This is a genomic window from Flavobacterium ponti, assembly GCF_042652765.1.
In the GTDB taxonomy this organism is placed as follows: Bacteria; Bacteroidota; Bacteroidia; order Flavobacteriales; family Flavobacteriaceae; genus Flavobacterium; species Flavobacterium ponti.
Window position 1 is genome coordinate 161508 of sequence record NZ_JBHSGW010000002.1, and the last position, 22430, is coordinate 183937.

At 29.5% G+C, this 22430-nt stretch carries 18 protein-coding genes; 11 read left to right on the plus strand and 7 right to left on the minus strand.

The annotated features are described in order from the left end of the window. Positions 1-129: 129 nt before the first annotated feature. From ACFO3U_RS03290 to ACFO3U_RS03325, 8 genes are all read left to right on the plus strand, one after another. Positions 130-588 carry a GAF domain-containing protein gene (locus tag ACFO3U_RS03290; protein WP_379738308.1) on the plus strand — a complete coding sequence of 153 codons (459 nt, stop codon included), beginning with the start codon at positions 130-132 and terminating at the stop codon, positions 586-588. An 89-nt stretch (positions 589-677) separates the two neighbouring features. Further along, positions 678-947 carry a 30S ribosomal protein S15 gene (gene rpsO / locus ACFO3U_RS03295; RefSeq protein WP_338376346.1) on the plus strand — a complete coding sequence of 90 codons (270 nt, stop codon included), beginning with the start codon at positions 678-680 and terminating at the stop codon, positions 945-947. 135 nt (positions 948-1082) lie between these two features. Next, entirely contained in the window at positions 1083-3257 is a 2175-nt protein-coding gene (locus tag ACFO3U_RS03300; RefSeq protein WP_379738309.1) for a polyribonucleotide nucleotidyltransferase, read from the plus strand. A gap of 131 nt (positions 3258-3388) precedes the next feature. Continuing rightward, a complete protein-coding gene (locus tag ACFO3U_RS03305; RefSeq protein WP_379738310.1) occupies positions 3389-4099 on the plus strand; it encodes a hypothetical protein in 711 nt (236 codons plus the stop codon). Between the two features lie 15 nt (positions 4100-4114). Beyond that, the gene (locus ACFO3U_RS03310) at positions 4115-6862 is read left to right on the plus strand and encodes a TonB-dependent receptor (protein WP_379738311.1); all 2748 of its coding nucleotides are present in this window, start codon (positions 4115-4117) and stop codon (positions 6860-6862) included. Between the two features lie 4 nt (positions 6863-6866). Continuing rightward, positions 6867-8093: a DUF4249 domain-containing protein gene (locus ACFO3U_RS03315; protein ID WP_379738312.1), complete on the plus strand. Its 1227-nt coding sequence runs from the start codon at positions 6867-6869 to the stop codon at positions 8091-8093. A 12-nt stretch (positions 8094-8105) separates the two neighbouring features. Next, on the plus strand, positions 8106-9317 hold the full coding sequence (locus ACFO3U_RS03320) for a DUF4249 domain-containing protein (RefSeq protein WP_379738313.1): 1212 nt from the start codon (positions 8106-8108) through the stop codon (positions 9315-9317). A 13-nt stretch (positions 9318-9330) separates the two neighbouring features. Then, positions 9331-11037 (plus strand): hypothetical protein, encoded by a 1707-nt coding sequence (locus ACFO3U_RS03325; protein WP_379738314.1) that lies wholly within the window; start codon positions 9331-9333, stop codon positions 11035-11037. A 29-nt stretch (positions 11038-11066) separates the two neighbouring features. Here the strand turns inward: ACFO3U_RS03325 and ACFO3U_RS03330 are convergent, their stop codons facing one another. Continuing rightward, positions 11067-11693, minus strand: coding sequence for a hypothetical protein (locus tag ACFO3U_RS03330; protein ID WP_379738315.1), 627 nt, complete (start codon positions 11691-11693; stop codon positions 11067-11069). Further along, positions 11686-12291 (minus strand): hypothetical protein, encoded by a 606-nt coding sequence (locus ACFO3U_RS03335; protein WP_379738316.1) that lies wholly within the window; start codon positions 12289-12291, stop codon positions 11686-11688. The genes ACFO3U_RS03330 and ACFO3U_RS03335 overlap by 8 nt, the downstream gene beginning before the upstream one ends. Positions 12292-12393: 102 nt before the next feature. Between ACFO3U_RS03335 and ACFO3U_RS03340 the strand changes: the two genes are divergently transcribed. From ACFO3U_RS03340 to rpe, 3 genes are all read left to right on the plus strand, one after another. Further along, positions 12394-13344 (plus strand): hypothetical protein, encoded by a 951-nt coding sequence (locus ACFO3U_RS03340; RefSeq protein WP_379738317.1) that lies wholly within the window; start codon positions 12394-12396, stop codon positions 13342-13344. A gap of 79 nt (positions 13345-13423) precedes the next feature. Next, on the plus strand, positions 13424-14287 hold the full coding sequence (locus ACFO3U_RS03345) for a sigma-70 family RNA polymerase sigma factor (RefSeq protein WP_008256407.1): 864 nt from the start codon (positions 13424-13426) through the stop codon (positions 14285-14287). A gap of 273 nt (positions 14288-14560) precedes the next feature. After that, positions 14561-15223 carry a ribulose-phosphate 3-epimerase gene (gene rpe, locus ACFO3U_RS03350; protein ID WP_379738318.1) on the plus strand — a complete coding sequence of 221 codons (663 nt, stop codon included), beginning with the start codon at positions 14561-14563 and terminating at the stop codon, positions 15221-15223. 34 nt (positions 15224-15257) lie between these two features. Here rpe and ACFO3U_RS03355 read toward each other — a convergent pair whose 3' ends face one another. The 5 genes from ACFO3U_RS03355 to ACFO3U_RS03375 all read right to left on the minus strand — a co-directional run bounded on the left by ACFO3U_RS03355 (position 15258) and on the right by ACFO3U_RS03375 (position 22394). Further along, positions 15258-15674, minus strand: a complete 417-nt coding sequence (locus ACFO3U_RS03355; protein ID WP_379738319.1) for a CBS domain-containing protein — start codon at positions 15672-15674, stop codon at positions 15258-15260. An 86-nt stretch (positions 15675-15760) separates the two neighbouring features. Beyond that, the gene (locus tag ACFO3U_RS03360; protein ID WP_379738320.1) at positions 15761-16552 is read right to left on the minus strand and encodes a zinc-dependent peptidase; all 792 of its coding nucleotides are present in this window, start codon (positions 16550-16552) and stop codon (positions 15761-15763) included. Positions 16553-16647: 95 nt separating this feature from the next. After that, complete coding sequence (locus ACFO3U_RS03365) at positions 16648-18078, minus strand: TolC family protein (RefSeq protein WP_379738321.1); 1431 nt, start codon at positions 18076-18078, stop codon at positions 16648-16650. Continuing rightward, a complete protein-coding gene (locus ACFO3U_RS03370) occupies positions 18071-21286 on the minus strand; it encodes an efflux RND transporter permease subunit (protein ID WP_379738322.1) in 3216 nt (1071 codons plus the stop codon). The genes ACFO3U_RS03365 and ACFO3U_RS03370 overlap by 8 nt, the downstream gene beginning before the upstream one ends. A 25-nt stretch (positions 21287-21311) precedes the next feature. Continuing rightward, a complete protein-coding gene (locus tag ACFO3U_RS03375; protein WP_379738323.1) occupies positions 21312-22394 on the minus strand; it encodes an efflux RND transporter periplasmic adaptor subunit in 1083 nt (360 codons plus the stop codon). Positions 22395-22430: the final 36 nt, after the last annotated feature.

The following is a 22430-nucleotide window of genomic DNA, read 5'->3' on the forward strand; positions in this document are numbered from 1 at the left end:
AATATACATTTTAACTTAAAGAATTGAGATTTTTAAATTTTCAATTCAACTATAAACTTACGTTAAAATAAAATCAATTCGTTTTTTGATATGAATTGTATTAAATACTTTTGTAAAAAAATTGTAAAAATGAATTTTGAAACATTAAAACCATCGATTGTTGAATTTATCACAAATGAATCTTTAACGAGAGATGAAAAACTAAAACATATTTGTCAATATTTACAAGATAATATTTCTTATTACAATTGGGTAGGATTTTATTTTGCCAATCACGAAACTAAAACATTACATCTTGGACCTTATGTTGGTGCAGAAACAGACCACACTGTTATTCCTTTTGGAAAAGGCATTTGTGGACAAGTAGCAGAGTCAAATGCTAATTTCGTAGTTCCAGATGTTGCAGCTCAAGATAATTATATTGCTTGTAGTTTCACGGTAAAATCTGAAATTGTAGTTCCTTTATTTGTAGATAGAAAAAACATTGGTCAAATAGACATTGATTCTCATGTAATTGACCCATTTTCAGAAGCAGATGAACGCTTTTTAGAGTTTGTGAATGAGCAAGTTGCATTATTATTCAAATAGTACTTGTTTTGTTTTGAAATAAGATTATCTTTGCACCCGAATTGCTACCATACAATTCATACATAATAATCATTAAAAATAATATTGGCATGTACTTAACTAAAGAAGTAAAAGCAGAAATCTTCGCTAAACACGGAGGAAAAGCAGAAAACACAGGATCTGCAGAAGGACAAATCGCTTTATTCACTCACAGAATTTCACACTTAACAGAGCACTTAAAGAAAAATCGTCATGATTATAACACAGAGCGTTCGTTAGTACTTTTAGTAGGAAAAAGAAGAAGTCTTCTTGACTACTTAATCAAGAAAGACATTTTGAGATATCGTGCGATTATCAAAGAATTAAACATCAGAAAATAATAAATATCAGGGGCTTTGTGCCCCTTTTATTTTACGTTTTATATTAGAAAAAGTTCGGTTTTTCATTGGGTTTCAAACAACTACACAACAACTACAACACAACTAACCCTTTGTTTAATTAAGAATTAAAAAATTATGATTCCAAAAGTATTTCAAGAAGTTATCGATTTGGGAGATGGAAGAAGCATCTCAATCGAAACTGGAAAATTAGCGAAACAAGCGGATGGATCTGTGGTTGTTAGAATGGGAGATTGTATGTTGCTTGCAACTGCAGTGTCAGCAAGAACAGCAAACCCAGGTGTTGATTTTCTACCATTAACAGTAGATTACCGCGAAAAATTTGCCGCTGCAGGACGTTTTCCTGGTGGATTTTTCAAAAGAGAAGCACGTCCTAGTGATAGTGAAGTTTTAACCATGAGATTAGTTGACCGTGTATTGCGTCCACTTTTTCCAGATGATTATCACGCTGAAACCCAAGTGATGATTCAATTAATGTCTCATGACGATAATGTTATGCCTGATGCATTAGCAGGTTTAGCAGCATCAGCAGCATTAGCCGTATCAGATATCCCATTTTACAATTTAATTTCAGAAGTACGTGTTGCGCGAATTGATGGCAAATTTGTAATCAACCCAAGTAGAGAGCAATTAGCACAATCTGATATAGACATGATGATTGGAGCTTCTATGGATTCTGTTGCAATGGTGGAAGGAGAAATGCATGAAATTTCGGAAGCTGAAATGGTGGAAGCAATAAAATTTGCACATGAAGCTATTAAAGTTCAAGTTGCCGCTCAACAAAAATTACGTGCTGCAGTTGGAACACCAGAATATAGAACATATGATGGAGAACCAGAAAACGAAGAAGTTTATGCAAAAATTAAAGCATTTGCTTACGACAAATATTATTCAATAGCTGAAGCAGCTTCTGCAAAAAGCGAAAGAGGTGAAAAATTTGCAGAAATCAAAGAAGAAATTAAAGCCTTATTTACTGAAGAAGATCATGCTGAAAATGCTGATTTATCTGAATTAATTGGTAAATACATCTATAAAACTCAAAAAGAAGCTGTAAGAAATGTAATCCTTGAAAAAGGAACTCGTTTAGACGGAAGAAAAACAACAGAAATCAGACCAATCTGGTGTGAAACTGATTATTTACCTTCTGTTCACGGTTCTTCTTTATTTACACGTGGAGAAACTCAAGCATTAGCAACAGTTACTTTAGGTACATCAAGAGAAGCAAATCAAATAGATTCACCTTCTGAACAAGGAGAAGAAAAATTCTATTTACATTATAACTTCCCTCCTTTTTCAACTGGAGAAGCAAGACCTTTAAGAGGAACATCTAGAAGAGAAGTTGGACACGGAAATTTAGCACAACGTGCTTTAAAAAACATGATCCCTGCTGATTGTCCTTATACAATTCGTGTTGTTTCTGAAGTTTTAGAATCTAATGGTTCTTCTTCAATGGCAACAGTTTGTGCTGGAACAATGGCTTTAATGGATGCTGGTGTTCAAATGACAAAACCAGTTTCTGGAATTGCCATGGGATTAATTACAGACGGAACTAAATTTGCAGTATTATCTGACATCTTAGGAGACGAAGATCATTTAGGTGATATGGATTTTAAAGTAACAGGAACTGCTGATGGTATCACTGCTTGTCAGATGGATATTAAAATTGACGGTTTACGTTATGATATTATGGAACAGGCTTTAGCACAAGCTAGAGACGGTCGTTTACATATTTTAGGAAAATTAACTGAAACAATTGCTCAACCAAGAGCTGATGTAAAAGCACATTCTCCTAAAATCATTACTAGAAGAATCCCTAATGCATTTATTGGAGCATTAATTGGTCCTGGTGGAAAAGTAATTCAAGAATTACAAAAAGCTACAGGAACAACAATTGTTATCAATGAAGACCCAATCACTGAAGAAGGAATTGTTGAAATTTTAGGAACTGACCCAGCAGGAATTGCAACAGTTATGGCTAAAATTGATTCAATTATTTTCAAACCAGAAGTGGGTGAAGCTTACGAAGTAAAAGTAATTAAACTATTGGATTTTGGAGCAGTTGTAGAATATACACAAGCACCAGGAAACGAAGTTTTATTACACGTTTCTGAATTAGCTTGGGAAAGAACAGAAAACGTTACTGATGTTGTAAAGATGGGTGATGTATTCATGGTAAAATATTTTGGTGTTGACCCAAAAACAAGAAAAGAAAAAGTTTCAAGAAAGGCTTTATTACCTAGACCTCCTAGAGAAGAAAAGCCAATTGAGAAAAAAGATAAACCTCAAGGTTAATTTCGATTATTTAATTCATAAAAAATTTCGTTATTATTAATTTAATAACGAAATTTTTGTTTTTTATGTAAAATCTTACTTTTAACATTTTTGTTTTGTTTTTTTTTATACATTTATCAAAAGATATTTACATGAATTTTAAACAACTACTACTTTTAATCTTTGGAACATTTTTATTTTTTTTACCTAATTTAAATGCTCAAGAGAAAGAAGATTACCTCACAACATACGACAGCATAATTGGAAAAGAAAACTTAGCCATCACTAATGGTCTATTCCACTCAAACAATTTCAGAGTTAATGACAATAAGGATATTTATTTCATGAGTGAAAAATTTACAATTGGCTCATTAAACTATATAAATCAACTCTATTTTGATGTATATCTAAAATATGATGCTTACAATGATGAATTAGTTTACAGACCTTCTGGTAGATCAGAAAAAACAGGTGTAAACATCATCAAGGCAAATATAAATTCGTTTCAAATTAATGGAATAAAATTTATAAATATTAATAACGACAATGAAAAAGACAAAGTCATTAAAGGGTTTTATGAGGAAAAATTAAAAAACAGCACCTTGAGTTTTTACATAAAGCATTACAAAAGTAAAAGAGAAGTTTTTGTAAATAAAAATGTTCTTGTCGAATTCAGTGACGAAACAACCTTTGTAGTTAAAAAAAATAACATTTTTTCAGAAATATCATCTAAAACTTCTATATCGAAAATTTTTCCTGAAAAAAGAAAAATCATCAATGAGTATTACAAAAACAATTCAGAATTAAAAAAGAAAAACAAGACAGAATTCTTTACTAATTTATTACAAAACATTAGTCAATAAACTTATTATAAAAAAATGAAAAAATTATTCATCCTTTTCTTTTTTATTCTTTCTCAATTAACTTTTTCTCAAGAAGAAAAATTATTTTCTGTTGAATTTAAGGATTCTAAAATAACTGAAGTCATTAAATTTATTGAATCAGAAACCAATTATAAATTTTTCTTTAATCAAAATTGGCTGATTGAAAATGAAATTAACCTATCAAAAACATTTAAGAATGCAACTTTAGAGGATGTTTTAGTTGAAACATTTAAAGAAACTAATTTAAATTATTTTATAGATAATAATAAAATTATACTTACTAGAAACAGTATTATTTATGAAAAAATTCCCGAATCAGAAATAAAAACTACAGTAGTAGAAACTAAAACAATTTCAAAAAATGATCCGGTTTTTTATCAACAATACGAAAACAAAAAAAGTAGTTCAATTATATTAATTGGTAAAGAAACTAAAAATAATTCTCAAAGTTCATACATATTATCTGGTGTAATAAAGAACGAAAAAACCGGTGAACCAATTCCTAGTATTGTTGTAAGAACTTTAGACAAAACAAAAAACGCTGTTACAGATGATAACGGAAAATATACTCTTGCTATACCAGCAGGATTAAATGAAATTGAAGTTGTATCATTAAACTATTTAGGGGAATATAAAAAAGTAATGATGTATAATCATGGAAAAATGGATTTTTCTTTAACAGAAAAAATAAACCAACTTGATGAAGTAGTACTAACAGGAAAAGAAAAACAAAACATTAATAATGTTACTAGTGGTGTAACAACAATTACTTCTGAAGAAATAAAAAGTGTACCCATGGTTTTGGGAGAGAGAGATATTCTAAAAGTAGCTACTATCATACCAGGTATAAAAAGTGTTGGAGAAGGTTCATCAGGATTTAATGTTCGCGGTGGAAAAGAAGATCAAAACTTATTCTTACTAGATGATGCTGTCTTATACAATCCAGCACACTTCTTTGGATTTTTCTCTTCTATAAATGCATACACTATAAAAAGTGCAGATATTTATAAAGGTAGTATCCCTTCACAGTTTGGAGGTAGGTTATCTTCAGTATTTGACATTTCAACCAAAAACGGAAATTTAGAAAAATTATCAGGAGAAGGAGGAATTGGACCAGTAACAAGTAACATTACTGTGAGCACACCAGTTATAAAAAACAAATCAAGTCTTTTAGTTGGAGCTCGAGCTACTTATTCTGGTTGGATTTTAAGATCATTAAAAGAATCTCAATTACAAAACAGCAAAGCTTCTTTTTATGATGCAATTGTTAAATATAATCACATTATAGATGATAAAAACGAACTTGAAACAACATTATACTACAGTGATGATGAATTTAGTATTTCTTCAGATTCAATTTATCACTACAATAATACATTAGCTACGGTTAAATGGAAACATAAATTAAATGATAAGACCAATTTTTCATTAAATCTATCCAACAGTCAATATAAATTTGATATTGATTATGATAATGGGTTGTCTAATTCTTTTGAATATGGTTATAAAATAAATGATACTCAATTGCAGTTAAAATTCAACACAAATTTAAACGAAACACATAAATTCAACTATGGAATTTCAACAAAACATTACAAATTAGATCCTGGTGAAATCAGACCGCTTGGTGAGCAATCTATAATAGATGTAAAAAGAGTTGATAGAGAAAAAGCATTAGAGTCTGGTATATTTGTGAACGATCAAATAAAAATTAATGAACGATTAACTGTAAATATTGGAGCTAGATACTCTTATTTTGCATCATTAGGAGAATCTTTACAAAATGTATATGGTGATGGACTTCCAAAAAGTGAAGCAACAATAATTGAAACAAAGGCATTTAAAAATAACGAAGTAATAAAAACTTATGGAGGTTTTGAACCACGTATTTCAGCACGTTTTAAACTAACTGAAGATATGGCAATAAAAGGAAGTTATGACAAAACTTATCAATATTTACACTTATTATCAAGCAATACAACTCAATCACCTTTAGACACATGGAAAACATCAGATTTAAATGTTAAACCTCAAAATGCTTCACAATATTCTTTAGGATTATACAAAAATTTTAAAGACAATGTTTACGAAGTAAGTGTAGAAGGATATTTTAAAAAATTAAATAATATACTTGATTACAAGGTTGGTGCAGAATTAGTATTAAATTCAAATGTAGAAACTGAATTATTACAAGGAGAAGGAAAAGCTTATGGAGTTGAGTTTTTATTAAAAAAGCAATCAGGAAGATTAAATGGATGGATTGGGTATACATATTCAAGAACTTTTCTTAAATTAGATGGACAATTTAATGAAGAGAAAGTAAATAATGGAGAATATTTTGCCGCTAATTATGACAAACCTCATGATTTTAGTGCTATTCTAAATTATAGATTCACTAAACGTTATAGTTTTTCAGCTAATTTTATATATCAAACAGGAAGACCAATAACTTATCCTGTTGGAACATACCAATATGGAAATGCAAATTATACATTGTATAGTGATCGAAATAAATTTAGAATTCCAGATTATTATAGAATGGACATAGGTTTCAATATTGAAGGAAATCATAAATTAAAAAAATTAGCACATAGTTTTTGGAACATATCTATTTATAATGTTTTAGGAAGAAACAATCCATATTCAGTGTTTTTTGTAACTGACAACGGAGAAATAAAAGCTTATAAAACATCTATTTTTGCTATACCTATTCCTACAATTACTTATAATTTCAAATTTTAATAAAGTGAAAAAAATTATAGCATTTATAACAGTTAGCTTTTTTGCAATTTTTACAAGTTGTACTGAGCCTTATGCACTTCAAAACAACACTTTTGAAGATGTTTTAGTTATTGAAGCTACTGTTACAAATGAATTAAAAAAACATGAAATAAAAATCACTAGAACTTTTCAGTTAGAAGAAAAAAATCCAACTTTTGAAACCAATGCAACTGTTTATATAACGGATGATTTAGGAAATAAATTTGATTTTATTGAAGAAGATGGGAAATATATTTCTGAATTTGAATTTCAAGCGATACCAACAAGACAATACCAACTTTTTGTAAATACTAGTAACGGAAAACAATATTCTTCAACTAGAGAGAAATTAACTACTATATCTCCAATAACAGAAATTAATGCCAATAGAACTAATTTATTTGGTGTAGAGGGTGTTGAAATAACAACTAATTCGTTTGACCCAACAAAAACTTCAAACTATTATCGTTTTGAATATGAAGAAACCTATAAAATCGTTTCTCCCTTTTGGACTAGTGATAGTTTAAATTTTAATTACAATACAACAACATATGATGTTGCAATTACTACTACAACTAAAAGTTATGATAGTTCTGTTTGTTATAATACTGTACACTCTAATGAAATTATTCTCAACAATAATAGTGCACTTTCTGAAGATCGAATTGAGAATTTCCCAGTTCGATTTATACCACAAAACAACTCTATAATTGCATATCGTTATAGTATTTTAGTCAAGCAATATATTCAAAACTTAGAAGCTTACACTTTCTATAAAACGTTAAAAGATTTTTCTGGAACTAATAGCATTTTATCACCTAATCAACCTGGATTTATTAATGGAAATATTAAAAATATAGAAAACAATTCAGAAAGAGTTATTGGCTTTTTTGATATTTCAAGTATTTCAACTAAAAGATTATTTTTTAATTATAATGATTTTTTCGAAGGTGAACCAGAAACAAAATACCCTTTTACATGTCCGGTAGCTGAATATTATGCTTTTTTTGACGTTGCAAATTGTGAACTAATGCCCCCTCCAAAAGACACACCAGAATATTGTAAATCAGGAAAATATGCTTTATACAAAGATTATGAATATGATTTACAAATTTATTTTGAGTTTTTAAATGGATATTATTTAACAACTAGACCTATTTGCGGAGAGTGTAACAGACTATGGTCAACAGAAGTTCCTGATTTTTGGGAGTAAATAAATTAAATTATGAAAAAGATATTATTATTACTAGTATTAATCTGCATTACTACAATTAGTTGTACAGATCCTTATGCTTTACAAACCAACACATATGAAGATGTTATTGTTATTGAAGCAACTATCACAAATGAACTAAAAAAACAAGAGATTAAGATTAGTAGAACGTTTCAATTAGAAGAAACTGAACCAAGAATCGAAACTAATGCAACTGTATACATTAAAGATGACTTGGGAAATCAATTCAATTTTATTGAAATGGACAATAAATATATCTCTGAATTTGAGTTTCAAGCCTTTCCAGAACGAGAATACCAACTTTTTATAAATACTAGTAATGGAAGACAATACACTTCTACAAGAGAAAAGTTAACTACTATAAATAATTTAAGCTCAGTAGAAGCTAGTGTGAAAAACAAATTTGGTGTTAATGGTGTTGACATCACAGCAAACAGTTATGATCCATCAAATACTTCAAAATACTACAGATATGAATACGCAGAAACCTACAAGGTCATAGTTCCTTATTGGGCACCTGATAGCTTACAAATATTTGGTAATGCAGAATATTGGGATTTAAATGGTCATATTGAATATGCTTTTACCCAACATCAAAGATCTGGTGAATCAAAAACTTGTTATAAAACAGAAATTTCAAAAGAAATCATTTTAGTAAACACTACTTCATCTAACGAAGACAGAATTAAAGATTACTCTATTCGATTTATTGGTCAAGACAATTATAGTATTGCAAATAGATATAGTATTAACGTTAGACAATATATTCAAAACTTATCATCTTATACATTTTATAAAACACTTAAGGATCTATCTGCTTCTGGCAATGTATTAACACCAAGTCAGCCTGGTTTTATAAACGGTAACATTTCAGCTATTGAAAATAAAAATGAAAAAGTAATTGGTTTTTTTGATGTTTCTTCTGTTTCAGAAAAAAGAATATTTTTTAATTATAGTGACTTATTTCCGGGAGAACCTGAACCTCCTTATTTTTATGATTGTGAAATTTCAATCTATGATAGAACTAAATTAAAAACATTAAGCGAAACACCATTTGACGGATTAACATATCTAGTTTTAAACACCAGACAAGGTAAAATAATATTATATCAAAGAGAAGACCCAATTTTCAAAATGGTCCCACCAGAATGTGGCGACTGTAGGACAATTGGCTCAAATGTAGTGCCTGACTTTTGGCAATAAAAATAAAAAATACATGAAAAAAATAATTCTTTTCGCTTTAATATCAATTTGTTCAGCTAATGTATGGGCTCAAACCAATATTAATTTAAAAGCAATAAAAACATTTGATAGCTCTATTAAAGAATCGATTTATGTACATATAAATAATTCGACTGTATTAGTTGGAGAATCTATATTTTATAAGTTGTATTGCTTAAATTCTTCAAATCAAAATTTTAGCTCCATAAGCAAAATTGCATATGTTGAAATAATTGATGAAAGCGGAAATAGTATTTCCAAACAAAAACTTCTTTTAAAAGAAGGTCTAGCACAAGGTGATGTGTTTATTCCAACATCAATTAATTCTGGTGCATATAAATTAGTTGGATATACTAACTGGATGGTAAATTATGAAAAGTCTAATAGATTTGAAGCAGATATTACAATAATCAATCCTTTTCAAAGTAAAGTCGTTATTCCTGAATTCACTTCAACTATAAATTCAAAAATAGATAATTTAGATATTCAAATTAAATTAGACAAAAAGAAATACAACAATAGAGAAAAAGTAAAACTAAATATTAATTCTCGTTTAAAAAACATCAATGATGGCAAATATTCATTGTCGGTTAGAAGACTAAATGATTCAATTGAAGGCAAAGTAGTTACTACAACCGAATTTTTATCAAACTTAAAAAAAACGTCGATTTTTAATAGAAGTATAAATAATTTACCAGAATTAAGAGGAGAAACTGTATCCGGAAAATTAATAGCTTTAGATGGAATAAGTTCAATAAACAACAAGCCAATTTCATTATCAATTCCAGGTAAATCTTTTACTTTTAAAATAGTAAATACAAATACAAATGGAGAATTTATCTTTATTTTAGATGAATTACCAAGTAATACAAATACTATACTTCAGGTAATTGACGATAACAGGAAAGCATATAAAATTGAATTAACCCATCAATTATTTGATTTTTCTAATTTAGAATTTCAACCAACTAAAGAAATTTCAAATGAATTGAAGAAAATTATTGAAAAACGTTCCATTGCTAATCAAATTGAAAACGCTTATTTTTCTATTAAAAAGGATACAATAAAAGATCAATTAATCAACAAAGCTTTTTATGCACCATTAGAAAAAACAATCTTCTTAGATGATTATACTAGATTTTCTTCTTTAAAAGAAACAATAACAGAAATACTTCCCAATACATTCTTCAAAGAAAAAGATGGTATTTATACTATTAACCTCAGAGACAAGGTTTCAAATGGTGTAGATAGTGGTTATACCTTAGTTATGGTTGATGGCTTACTCATTCAAAATGTAAAAGAATTATTTGAATACAACACTAAGAATATTGATAAAGTAGAATATATTACTGAAAAATATGTTTATGGTCCAAAAATTTTTAATGGAATAATTAATTTTATCACAAAAGAATTCAATTATGAATTAAAAGAATCTGGTGATTACATTTTAAAAACTCAATTGCAAAGACCATTAACTAAAAAATATTATTACAATCAAGATTATTCTGATCCTTCAAAATATGAAAGAATTCCAGATTATAGATATCAATTACTATGGAATCCAGACTTAATTATTGAAAACGAAAAAACAATCTCATTTTACACATCTGATATTAAAGGCCAATTTGAAATTAGCATTGAAGGTTTTACCTCTGATGGGAAACCAATTTCAATAAAAGAATATTTTGAAGTAGTAGATTAATTTAAAAAGGGAGCTTCTTTTTCAACTAACTAAAAATTCCAACTTCCTGAAATTCCAAAATTAATAGACGAACTTCCAAAATTATTCTCCGCTTTAGAGTTGAATAAAGTATATGGTGAAAAATGATAATTACATTGCAGTCCAAATCCATAAAAAACAACTTTTATTCCTTGAGTAATTGCTATTGTATTTAGTGTAGGTTTTAAATCTATTTCATCAAACGCTTCATCCTCTGGTTTTGAATAATGTAGGTATTTCCAACCCAAACCTGAATTTGACTCTATATGAAAGTTTTCACTTCGAATTTGTACCAAAAATCTGGTATATCGCAAACCTAATAAAAATGAAGTCTTACTTCCGTCAAGATTTATATAATCACCATTAAATTCATATTGAATGTCTTTACCTTTTATAATTCCTCCTAATTCAACTCCAAAATCAATAAACTGTTTTTTAGCAACTTTTGTTCTCATATAAAACGCTGAATTTATTGAGGATTTATATTTATCAGACAAATTTCCTAAAGGAATTCCATAGCTCAATTCAAAAATATTCCTTTTAAATGTATCAATTTTTGGAAAAACAATAGTGTCTTGTGCAACAAGAGTATTGCAAATAAACCAACTAAAAAACAACATACTATATAACTTATTCATCTTTTAAAATTTTAAATTTATAATCAAATTGTGAACTACGACTATCACCAAAAAAAAGAAGCATACCAGCACTTATATTTTGTTCTTCAAAAATAATTTCATCGTCATTTGGCCAATAAACGGCATATTTCGTCATTTGCTTTGTCATAAATAGTATTGGAAAGCTTATAGTTTCATAATTGGTATAAAAAGTAAATTTTCTTTTATGCAATTTTCCATAAAACTTAAGAACATATTGTCTGTTTAAAGTATCTTCAAATTTTAAATGCATCATGTCTTTACCAATAGTTAATTCTAAAGGTTTTGAATAGTCAATATTGTCTTTATTTGAAAAATCTTTCACAAAACTTCTAGTAACTAATCTATTATCATATTGAGTAAAAATTGTATCTAATTTATCATAAAACTTTACGTTCATCTGTTTTGGAAATTTCTTATATTCATCTTTATTAATTTGATTTTGAACTGCACAAGAAGATATTACCAAAAAGAAAATAAAACGAAATTTTCTTTTGAAATATTGATTGATAATTTTTGAATATCGTTTTAAATCTTTTTCCCGAAATGAATCCAAATGATGTTTGATTATTTTCTTCATGTTTCTATTATTTAATTCAACAATTCAAAATTCTAATATTTATCACAAAAAAAAATTGCTTTAAATAATAATTCATATATTAGTATTTGCGAAAATCACAAAATGAAAGCACAAGAATTACTACTTAAAACCATACGAAATCTGATTTCTAAACAGAGTTCTTTAAATGAAGAATTGGCAAAAGTTCTAGATATTAGTTATGATGCAGCACACAGAAGAGTTTCTGGAAAAACCAAATTCTCCATTGAAGAAACTGTTCAACTTTGCACTCATTATGCTATAGCTATGGATAATTTATTCAAAAAAGAGGAAAAGTTTGTTTTAGAAAAAACAAAAACCATACATTCAGTAACAGATTTTAAACTATATCTAGAAAAATCAGCATTATTGCTAGGTAGCTTTAAAAACAATGATTCTACCGTTTTTTATTCTGCCAAAGACATTCCATTACATTATACAATTGGTGGCAGTATACTTTCAAAATTCAAAATTTATGTTTGGTTAAACATATTAACCGCTGAACAAAACCTAAGTTTTGAAAATTTTAAAATTGAGGAATCGCTACTACAAGAATCTTCAGCTTTAATATCCATTTTTGAAAGTGCGAATAGAATTGAAATTTGGAACGATACTACCATTAATAGTTCTTTACAACAGTTATTTTATTTTTACGAAGCAGGCTTATTACTTTATGAAAACGCTCTAATGATTCTTGAAGGCATTAAAACAATTATAATGTCAGTAGAAAATAAAGTCCAAAAAAACGATCCGAATTTTGAACTTTTTTACAATGAACTTTTGGTTTTAAACAATACTGTTCTATTTACCAATGAAAAAAAATCTTCATTTTTCATTCCGCACAACATGTTGAGTTATTATGTAAACACTGATAAAGCAAGTTGTAACGAAGAAAAAAACTTCATTTTAAACCAATTAAAAAACTCCAAATCAATATCAAAAGCTGGTAAAAAAGACCAAAAAATATTCTTCAATAGAATGTTCCAAAAAATTGAATTTTATAGGGCCAAAATTGAAACTTATGTAATGGAGTAAATAATTTTAAAACTTTTGTAACTTTTTGGTAACATCTTACGTATAACTACCTGAATACTTAATTTAGGAGAAAAATTAAATGAGACAACTTAAAATTACCAAGCAGGTAACGAATCGTGAAACTGCATCCCTTGACAAATATTTACAAGAAATTGGAAAAGTTGACCTAATTACTGCAGATGAAGAAGTAGAGTTAGCACAACGTATAAAAGCAGGTGACCAAAGAGCACTTGAGAAATTGACAAAAGCTAATTTACGTTTTGTTGTTTCGGTAGCAAAACAATATCAAAATCAAGGACTTACACTTCCTGATTTAATTAACGAAGGAAACTTAGGTCTTATCAAAGCAGCTCAACGTTTTGATGAAACTCGTGGTTTCAAATTTATATCTTATGCTGTTTGGTGGATTCGTCAATCTATCTTACAAGCTCTAGCAGAACAATCTCGTATTGTACGTTTACCTTTAAACAAAATTGGTTCTATCAACAAAATCAACAAAATGTATGCGTTGTTAGAACAATCTAATGAAAGACCACCTTCTGCTGAAGAAATTGCAAAAGAATTAGACATGACAGTAAATGATGTGAAAGAGTCAATGAAAAACTCTGGTCGTCATTTATCTATGGATGCTCCTCTTGTTGAAGGTGAAGATTCAAATTTATATGACGTTTTACGTTCAGGTGAATCTCCAAATCCAGATAGAGAGTTAATTCACGAATCATTACAAACTGAAATTGAAAGAGCATTAGAAACATTAACTCCAAGAGAAGCTGATGTAGTTCGTTTATATTTTGGTTTAGGTGATCAACACCCAATGACTTTAGAAGAGATTGGAGAAACTTTCGATTTAACTCGTGAGCGTGTTCGTCAAATTAAAGAAAAAGCTATTAGAAGATTGAAACATACTTCAAGAAGTAAAATATTAAAAACATATTTAGGATAAAACCTAATAAACTTGAACAATAGTCTAAGACTATTCGTTTTTTGATTGATGATTGAAACTCCGGCTGATTACCGGAGTTTTGCTTTTTGGGAGCAAAACTCCAGTCGATTCACTTCGTACGGGTTTCCGGAGTTTTGCTTTTTAGAAATAATTAAGTACAACTTTTACCTATTAACCTTTTAAACATTTAAACTAAAAACTATCTTTGCAAAAACAACAATACAACAACATGAAATCGTAGATTCACGAATTTTAAAAAAACAATAACTACTAATGAGTAAAAACACTTTAATTGCTCCTTCAGTATTAGCTGCTGATTTTGCAAACCTTCAAAGAGACATTGAAATGATTAACAATAGTGAAGCTGATTGGTTTCATATTGACATTATGGATGGTGTTTTTGTACCTAACATTTCTTTTGGAATGCCAGTTTTACAAGCCATTTCAAAACATGCCAAAAAAACTATTGATGTACATTTAATGATTGTTGATCCTGATAGATATATTTCTACATTCAAGAAATTAGGTGCAGATGTATTGACAGTTCATTATGAAGCTTGTACACATTTACACAGAACTCTTCAAGCTATTAAAGCAGAAGGAATGCAAGCTGGTGTTGCCCTAAATCCTCACACAAGTGTATCTTTATTAGAAGATGTGATTAATGATATTGATTTAGTTTGCATCATGAGTGTAAATCCTGGATTTGGGGGTCAATCTTTTATTGAAAACACTTATAAAAAAGTTAAACAATTAAAAGAAATCATCACTAGAAATAATGCTTCTACTAAAATTGAAATTGATGGTGGAGTCACTAACAAAAATGCAAAACAACTAGTTGAAGCTGGTGCAGATGTTTTAGTAGCTGGAAGTTATGTTTTCGGAGCAAATGATCCAGTAGCAACTATAGTAGATTTGAAAAAGATTACTCAATAATAAAAAAAAGCTTCTTATGAGGCTTTTTTTAATTTTAATACTGATCTATTAAATACTTAATCAAATCTGTAGTTGTAACAATTCCCACTAACAAACTTCCTTCACAAACAGGTAAAGCATGAAATTCTTTAGTAGATAAAATTTCAGCTGCTTCTTTAATAGTTGTTTGCGGATTAATAGTTACTAAATTCTTAGCCATAACTTGTTCAACCGTAAACATATTGTAAACAGTTGCATCAATAATTTCGTCGTCATCAACAGCATCTACAAAAGAAATTCGCAATAAATCAGTGTAACTTAACATTCCTATTATTCTATTGCCATTAACCACAGGAATATGTCTGATTTTATTTTTTTTGAATAAAGATTCAGCTTTAGTTAAATCATCATTGAGATTTAGTTTAACCACATTTTGTGTCATAATAGATGACACTGGAACTTTTTGCTTCATAACTATCAATTTTAGAAATTAGTAAAAAAAGTTATGCTTAAATTTACAAAAAATATATGATAAATATATGCTAATGAACAAATTAATCATTCAGAAAAATTAATCATAATTTTTACTTTTTCAAAAAGTTCTGGAAATTCTCTTTTAAATTCGGAAGGAGTTTCAAAAAAATGCTCTAAAACCACAGCAATAAATTCGAATTGATTGGTGTAAGCGTAAATCCTAAAATAATTAGAATCAACCAATCTTTTAAAATTAGCTGGTCGCTTTACTTGTTCCAAAATCTCTTCAAAAGTAACTGTAAAAATTGAAGCTGAAATATCTTTATTTATCTTACCTTGAAAGTGCAAAACATGAGAGAATTCATGCAAACCCAAATTTAGATTATCATTATCTATCTCATAACCTTCTAAAAAATGCTTCCAAGAAAAAACAACAGTTTTCATTCTTGGATTAAATTCCCCTTTGTGATAATCCTTATTTATTGTAGAATAATAAACATCTGGGTAAATGATGATTTTATCAATTAAGGTAAATAAATATTTTCTCATACCAAAGGTTAACATTACAGCAGTTGCACCAACTAAAACCTTCATTTGATCTGTGATTATCAAACCATCTTTACCATAAAAAGGATACTTTTCTATAAATGATGCTACTCTATGCTCAAAATGTCGTTTTGATTTCGGATTTAATTTTTTATAAAATTCAAATTCATTGGTAAGAATATAAAGTTGAGCTAAGGTTATTCTTTTTGGATAAATATAAAAATGTACATAGAAAGGTTTTCCATATAAATAGGCATAGAAAGGTTCTATAATAGAATTATAAAGTATTACAATTAAAATAAAAACCAGAAAAAGAATATAATATAACAAGAAAAACAAAGATTTAAATGAGGCAATTGAACTTAGCTAAAATAAAAAAATCCTGAACATAAATGCTCAGGATTTAAACTTAAAATTAAAAAAAACTATTTCCATCCACCTCCTAAGGCATGATAGATATTAACAACAGCACTCATCTGTTCCATTTTGGTTTCAATAAGGTCAAATTTTGACTCTAATGCATCACGTTGAGTCAATAAAACTTCCATATAATCAGCTCTAGCAGATCTAAAAAGATCACTTGAAATATCAACAGACCTATTCAAAGCATCTACTTGTTGAGATTTAAAATCATACGTTTTAGCCATATTATCAATTTTTGCTAATTGATTAGCTACTTCAATATAAGCATTCAAGATTGTTTTTTCATAATTGTAAACAGCTTGAATTTGCTTTGCATTTGAACTATAATATGTAGCTTTGATAGCATTTCTATTAATTAATGGAGCGACTAAATCTCCTGCCACAGAATATAATAAAGACTCTGGTGTTTTAAACAAATACTTAGAATTGAAAGCTTGAAGTCCAACGCCTGCTGAAATCCCTAACGAAGGATAAAATCTTGCTTTAGCAACTTTTACATCTAATTTTGCAGCCACTAAATCTAATTCTGCTTGTTTTACATCAGGTCTATTTTCAAGTAATTGAGATGGAATACCAGCATTGATAATTTTTGGAACTAAATCACTAAACGTTTGAGTACTTCTTTCTACGTGTTGTGGAAATCTTCCAACTAAGAAATTAATTCGGTTTTCGGTTTCCACAATTTTCTGTTGAATACCAAACTGTAAACTTTTTGTATCAAACACCTGAGCTTCAAATCTTTTAACAGCTAATTCTGTAACTCTTGCAGATTCTTTTTGCAATTTCACAACTTTTAAAGCATTATTTTGAATCTCAATATTTTGCTTTACAATTTCCAATTGACTATCCAAAGCCAGTAACTCATAATAGGAATGAGCAATTTCAGCTACCAAATTAGTAACTAAAAAATTCTTTCCTTCAATAGAAGCTAAATACTTGCTAACAGCTGATTTTTTTGCATTGTGCAATTTATTCCAAATATCCAATTCCCATGTTGCATAAGCACCAACCATGTAATCTTGTAATGGTTCAGGAAATTCTTCACCAGGTCTGATTTCGGTATTGGCATCATTAGCACCTTGACTTGTATATCTTCCAACTTTTTCAACTCCTGCTCCACCTTTTAATCCAACAAAAGGTAAATATTCTCCTTTTCTAGCTCTAACTTCATTTCTAGAAATTTCTATTTCTTGCAATGTAATGTTCAACTCTTGATTATTTTTCAAAGCAGTAGTAATCAAAGTATCTAAATACACATCTGTAAAATAATCTTTCCATTTCAATTGAGCAGAGTTTAGGGTATCCTTTGAGTCGTTAAAACTCAAAGGAACCTCTTTATTTTCTGTACGTTGCATTAAAGAAGGTGTTTTACAACCCGTAAAAGTCAATACAACAAATAGAAATGCTACGTATTTATAAGTGTGTCTATTCATGATTATTTTCATTTTCATTAGATTCTTCATCTTCTTTATATTTATCTATTTGATCTACAAAAATTTGTGATAATGAGTTATCTTCTTCATCTTTAATCAGTTTTCTACCTTCTGCAAGTGAACCAAAAATAAAGTATAATCCTGGCACGATGATTACTCCAAAGATAGTTCCAAAGAACATACCTCCTAAAGCAGCAGAACCAAGTGTCTTATTTCCAATTGCACCAGCACCAGAAGCCAACATTAAAGGAATCAGTCCAGCAATAAAGGCAAATGAAGTCATTAAGATAGGACGGAAACGAACTTTAGCACCTTCAATAGCAGCTTCTAAAATTGACAAACCTTCATGATGTTTCTGGACGGCAAATTCCACAATTAATACGGCATTTTTTCCGAGTAATCCCACCAACATGATTAATCCAATTTGAGCATAAATATCATTTTGAAGTCCCATCATTTTTAGCAACAAGAACGAACCAAAAACTCCAACAGGTAATGAAAGAACTACTGATAATGGAATAATAAAACTTTCATATTGTGCTGCTAAAACGAAATAAACGAAGACCAATACAATTAAGAAAATATAAATAGATTCATTTCCTCTACTCGCTTCATCGTAAGAAAGTCCTTCCCAAGCGATATCATATCCTTTTGGTAAAGTTTGTTTTGCTACTTCTTGTACAGCTGCAATAGCTTCTGCAGTTGTATATCCTTTTGCTGGCAAACCTTGAATTGCTGCTGAGTTATACATATTGAAACGTGTAATCTCATTAGGTCCTTGCGTCTTTTTCAATTTCATAAACGCTGAATAAGGTACCATTTCTCCATGATCATTTTTAATGTATAAATTCAACACATCAGATGGCAATCTTCTAAATTTAGGATCTGATTGAACATACACTTTAAAGAAACGCTCAAATTTAATAAATCCTTGTTCGTATGTACTACCAATTAAGATATCTAGATTTTCCATGGCTTTACCAATAGAAACTCCTTTTTGCATGGCTAATTCATTATCAATTTCCAATTCATATTGAGGATAATTGGCTGCGAAGAAAGAAAACAATCCAGATAATTCTTTACGTTTTTCTAAGTTTTCCATGAATTTTTTATTGATTTCATCAAAATCCTTATAATCTACAGTAGTACTTTTATCCAATAAACGCATTGAAAAACCTCCTGAAGAACCAAAACCTGGAATTGCTGGTGGCTCAAAAAACTCAATTTTAGCACCTAGATTTTTAGATTTCTCCTCCAATTCTTCCATGATTTCAGTCACTTTGTGTTCTCTATCTGACCATGGTTTTAAATTGATAAGACATGTACCAGCATTTGAACCACGACCTTCAGTCATAATTTCGTAACCAGCTAAAGAAGAAACAGATTCTACTCCATCAATCTCTTCACACACTTTTTGAAGTCGTTGCGAAACTTGATTAGTAGTTTCTAATGTTGAACCTGGTGGTGTTTGAATAATTGCATATATAGTTCCTTGATCCTCACTTGGAATAAATCCAGAAGGAAGAATTTTATTTACAAAGAATGTTCCTGCACAGAATGCTAATAAGATAAAGAATGTCAACCATCTTCTGCTTACAATTGATTTTAATAACTTCACATATTTTCCTGTAAGTTTATCAAAAACTCTATTAAAACTATCTAATGATTTAGTAAGAATGTTTTGTTTTTTCTCTTTCCCATGATTATTTTTCAACAACATAGCACATAAAACGGGTGTTAGTGTCAAAGCAATAATTGCAGAAATCACAATCGAACTCGCCATAGTAATTGAAAACTGACGATAAAAAGTTCCTACTGGACCAGACATGAACGAAATTGGTACGAATACAGAAACCATTACAGCAGTAATCGCTATAATAGCTCCACTAATTTCGCTCAATACTTTCTTAACAGCCATATAAGGTGTTATATGAGGGAATTCTTCAAATTTGGCATGAACTGCCTCGACGACGACTATGGCATCATCAACCACAATACCAATTGCTAATACTAAAGCAAAAAGCGTTACAAGGTTAATTGAAATTCCAAAAAACTGAATTACAAAGAAAGCTCCAATCAACGAAACAGGTACAGCTAAAATTGGAATTAAAGTAGAACGCCAATCTCCTAAGAAAATAAACACCACTAGAGCCACCAGTAAAAATGCATCCCTAAGTGTGTCAATAACTTGCTCAATAGAAGCATCTAAGAATTTAGAAACGTCATAACTAATTTTATAATCTAATCCAGGAGGAAAGGTTTCTTTCATTTCCTCTAATTTTTCTTTTACTTGCTCAATTACTTCATTAGCATTACTTCCATAATTTTGCTTCAATACAATAGAAGCAGAAGGATGACCGTCTAAATTAGAATAGATATCAAAGAATTCACTACCTAATTCTGCTCGTCCAATATCTTTTAAGCGAATACTTTCACCATTGGAATTGGCACGAATAATTACATTTTCATATTGTTCTGGTTCACTAAATCTTCCTTTGTAAGTCAAAACATACTCCAAAGATTGTGCTTGAATTCCAGAACTTTGTCCGATTCTACCTGGACGACCAACGATACTTTGTTCAGCCAAAGCATCCATTACTTCATCTGTAGAAACATTGTAAGCTCGCATTCTATCTGGATTTAACCAAACACGCATCGCATACGTTCTACTTCCTAATATTTGTGATCTTGCAACTCCTTTAATACGATTAATTTCAGGAAGCATTTTTACATTGGCATAATTGTAAAGGAACTTTTCATCCATATCTTTACCTTTTGCATACAAGTTGACATACATCAACATACTAGGTTGAATTGGAGTAATAACAACACCTTCACGCTGAACTAATTCTGGCAAAAGAGGCATAACTTGGTCAACCCTTGTTTTTACCCTAATAACCGCTTGATTGGGATCAGTTCCTGGTTCAAAAATAATTCTAAGTGTTGCTTCACCAGCACTTGTTGCATCAGTTGCCATGTATCTCATACCTTGAACTCCATTGATAGAATTTTCTAAGGTAATAAGGGTTGATTTCACCAATACATCAGCACTAGCTCCAGGATAGGCAATAAAAATATTAACCGTTGTTGGAGCAATATCAGGAAACTGCGATGTAGGCAATTTCATGATGGAAAGTGAACCCATAAACACAATAATAATTGAAATTACTATCGCAAAAACGGGTCTATGTATAAATTTACTAAACATGTTTTTATCTTTTTAAATGATTCAATTATTCTGCGTAAAGCTCTAAATGTGATAAAACAGATTCAGGTTTTTCTAACTTATAGTTCACTTTTTCATTTTCTTTTACAAGACGTAATCCTTCTAAAAGAATTTTATCTGTTTCTTTTAGACCACTTTTTACAATAAAAAGGTGCTCCAATTCTGCTGCAAGAACAATTTCTCTAGACTTAATTTCATTGTTTTTGTCAATAACATAAACATATTTTTTATCCAAAACTTCAAAAGTTGCTTTTTGAGGAATCAACATAGCATTCTTGAAAGGAATTGTAACATGAATGTTTCCTGTTTCACCGTGTCTTAGTAAAGCTTTAGGATTAGGAAAAGTTGCTCTGAACGAAATATTTCCTGTTTCATTATTAAAATCAGCTTCAATAGTTTCAACAATACCTGGGTATTCGAAATATTTATTATTAGCCATCAAAAGGTTAACTTTTGTTTTACTATTATCTGTTTCTTTAGCTTTAAAATCTAAATATTCAGCTTCGGGAACATTATAATACACCCACATTTTACTGTTATCAGATAGATTCGTAAGCAACTCACCTTCGTCAACTAAACTTCCTAACTTCACTTGGAAACGATCTATGTATCCATCAAATGGAGCTTTAATTTGAGTAAATTGCAAATGCACTTTAGCCAATGACAATTCTGCATTCGCTTTGTCTAATTTAGCTTTTGCCATTGCCAATTCATTTGGAGCAACAACATCGCTATCAGCTAGACGTTTGGTGTTTTTATATTCTATTTGAGCAAAATCAGCTTCAGCTTTAGCTCTTTGCATTTCTGCCTCATATAGATTAGGCATAATTTGAAATAAGACTTGACCTTGTTTAACAAATTGACCTTCATCTACATAAATTTTTTGAAGATATCCTTTTTCCAAGGCTCTTAATTCAATGTGACGAATTGATTGAATTTGCGACACATAATCTTTAGTAACAACAGTATCTTTCACAATAGGATTTGTGGCTAAAAATTCTGTTTTCTCTTCTTTTTCTTTTTCTTCTTTGTGACAGCTTGTATTCAAAAACAAGGCACAAACACTCATAAGCATGAGAACTTTTTTCATGGTAATTCTGATTTAAAACGGTATGTTTTTTTTGAT

Bases quoted from the DNA above. Each gene is read 5' to 3' on its own strand.
- ACFO3U_RS03290 (WP_379738308.1), top strand. From the start codon at position 130: ATGAATTTTGAAACATTAAAACCATCGATTGTTGAATTTATCACAAAT.
- rpsO (WP_338376346.1), top strand. From the start codon at position 678: ATGTACTTAACTAAAGAAGTAAAAGCAGAAATCTTCGCTAAACACGGA.
- ACFO3U_RS03300 (WP_379738309.1), top strand. From the start codon at position 1,083: ATGATTCCAAAAGTATTTCAAGAAGTTATCGATTTGGGAGATGGAAGA.
- ACFO3U_RS03305 (WP_379738310.1), top strand. From the start codon at position 3,389: ATGAATTTTAAACAACTACTACTTTTAATCTTTGGAACATTTTTATTT.
- ACFO3U_RS03310 (WP_379738311.1), top strand. From the start codon at position 4,115: ATGAAAAAATTATTCATCCTTTTCTTTTTTATTCTTTCTCAATTAACT.
- ACFO3U_RS03320 (WP_379738313.1), top strand. From the start codon at position 8,106: ATGAAAAAGATATTATTATTACTAGTATTAATCTGCATTACTACAATT.
- ACFO3U_RS03325 (WP_379738314.1), top strand. From the start codon at position 9,331: ATGAAAAAAATAATTCTTTTCGCTTTAATATCAATTTGTTCAGCTAAT.
- ACFO3U_RS03330 (WP_379738315.1), bottom strand. From the start codon at position 11,693: ATGAATAAGTTATATAGTATGTTGTTTTTTAGTTGGTTTATTTGCAAT.
- ACFO3U_RS03335 (WP_379738316.1), bottom strand. From the start codon at position 12,291: ATGAAGAAAATAATCAAACATCATTTGGATTCATTTCGGGAAAAAGAT.
- ACFO3U_RS03340 (WP_379738317.1), top strand. From the start codon at position 12,394: ATGAAAGCACAAGAATTACTACTTAAAACCATACGAAATCTGATTTCT.
- ACFO3U_RS03345 (WP_008256407.1), top strand. From the start codon at position 13,424: ATGAGACAACTTAAAATTACCAAGCAGGTAACGAATCGTGAAACTGCA.
- rpe (WP_379738318.1), top strand. From the start codon at position 14,561: ATGAGTAAAAACACTTTAATTGCTCCTTCAGTATTAGCTGCTGATTTT.
- ACFO3U_RS03355 (WP_379738319.1), bottom strand. From the start codon at position 15,674: ATGAAGCAAAAAGTTCCAGTGTCATCTATTATGACACAAAATGTGGTT.
- ACFO3U_RS03365 (WP_379738321.1), bottom strand. From the start codon at position 18,078: ATGAATAGACACACTTATAAATACGTAGCATTTCTATTTGTTGTATTG.
- ACFO3U_RS03370 (WP_379738322.1), bottom strand. From the start codon at position 21,286: ATGTTTAGTAAATTTATACATAGACCCGTTTTTGCGATAGTAATTTCA.
- ACFO3U_RS03375 (WP_379738323.1), bottom strand. From the start codon at position 22,394: ATGAAAAAAGTTCTCATGCTTATGAGTGTTTGTGCCTTGTTTTTGAAT.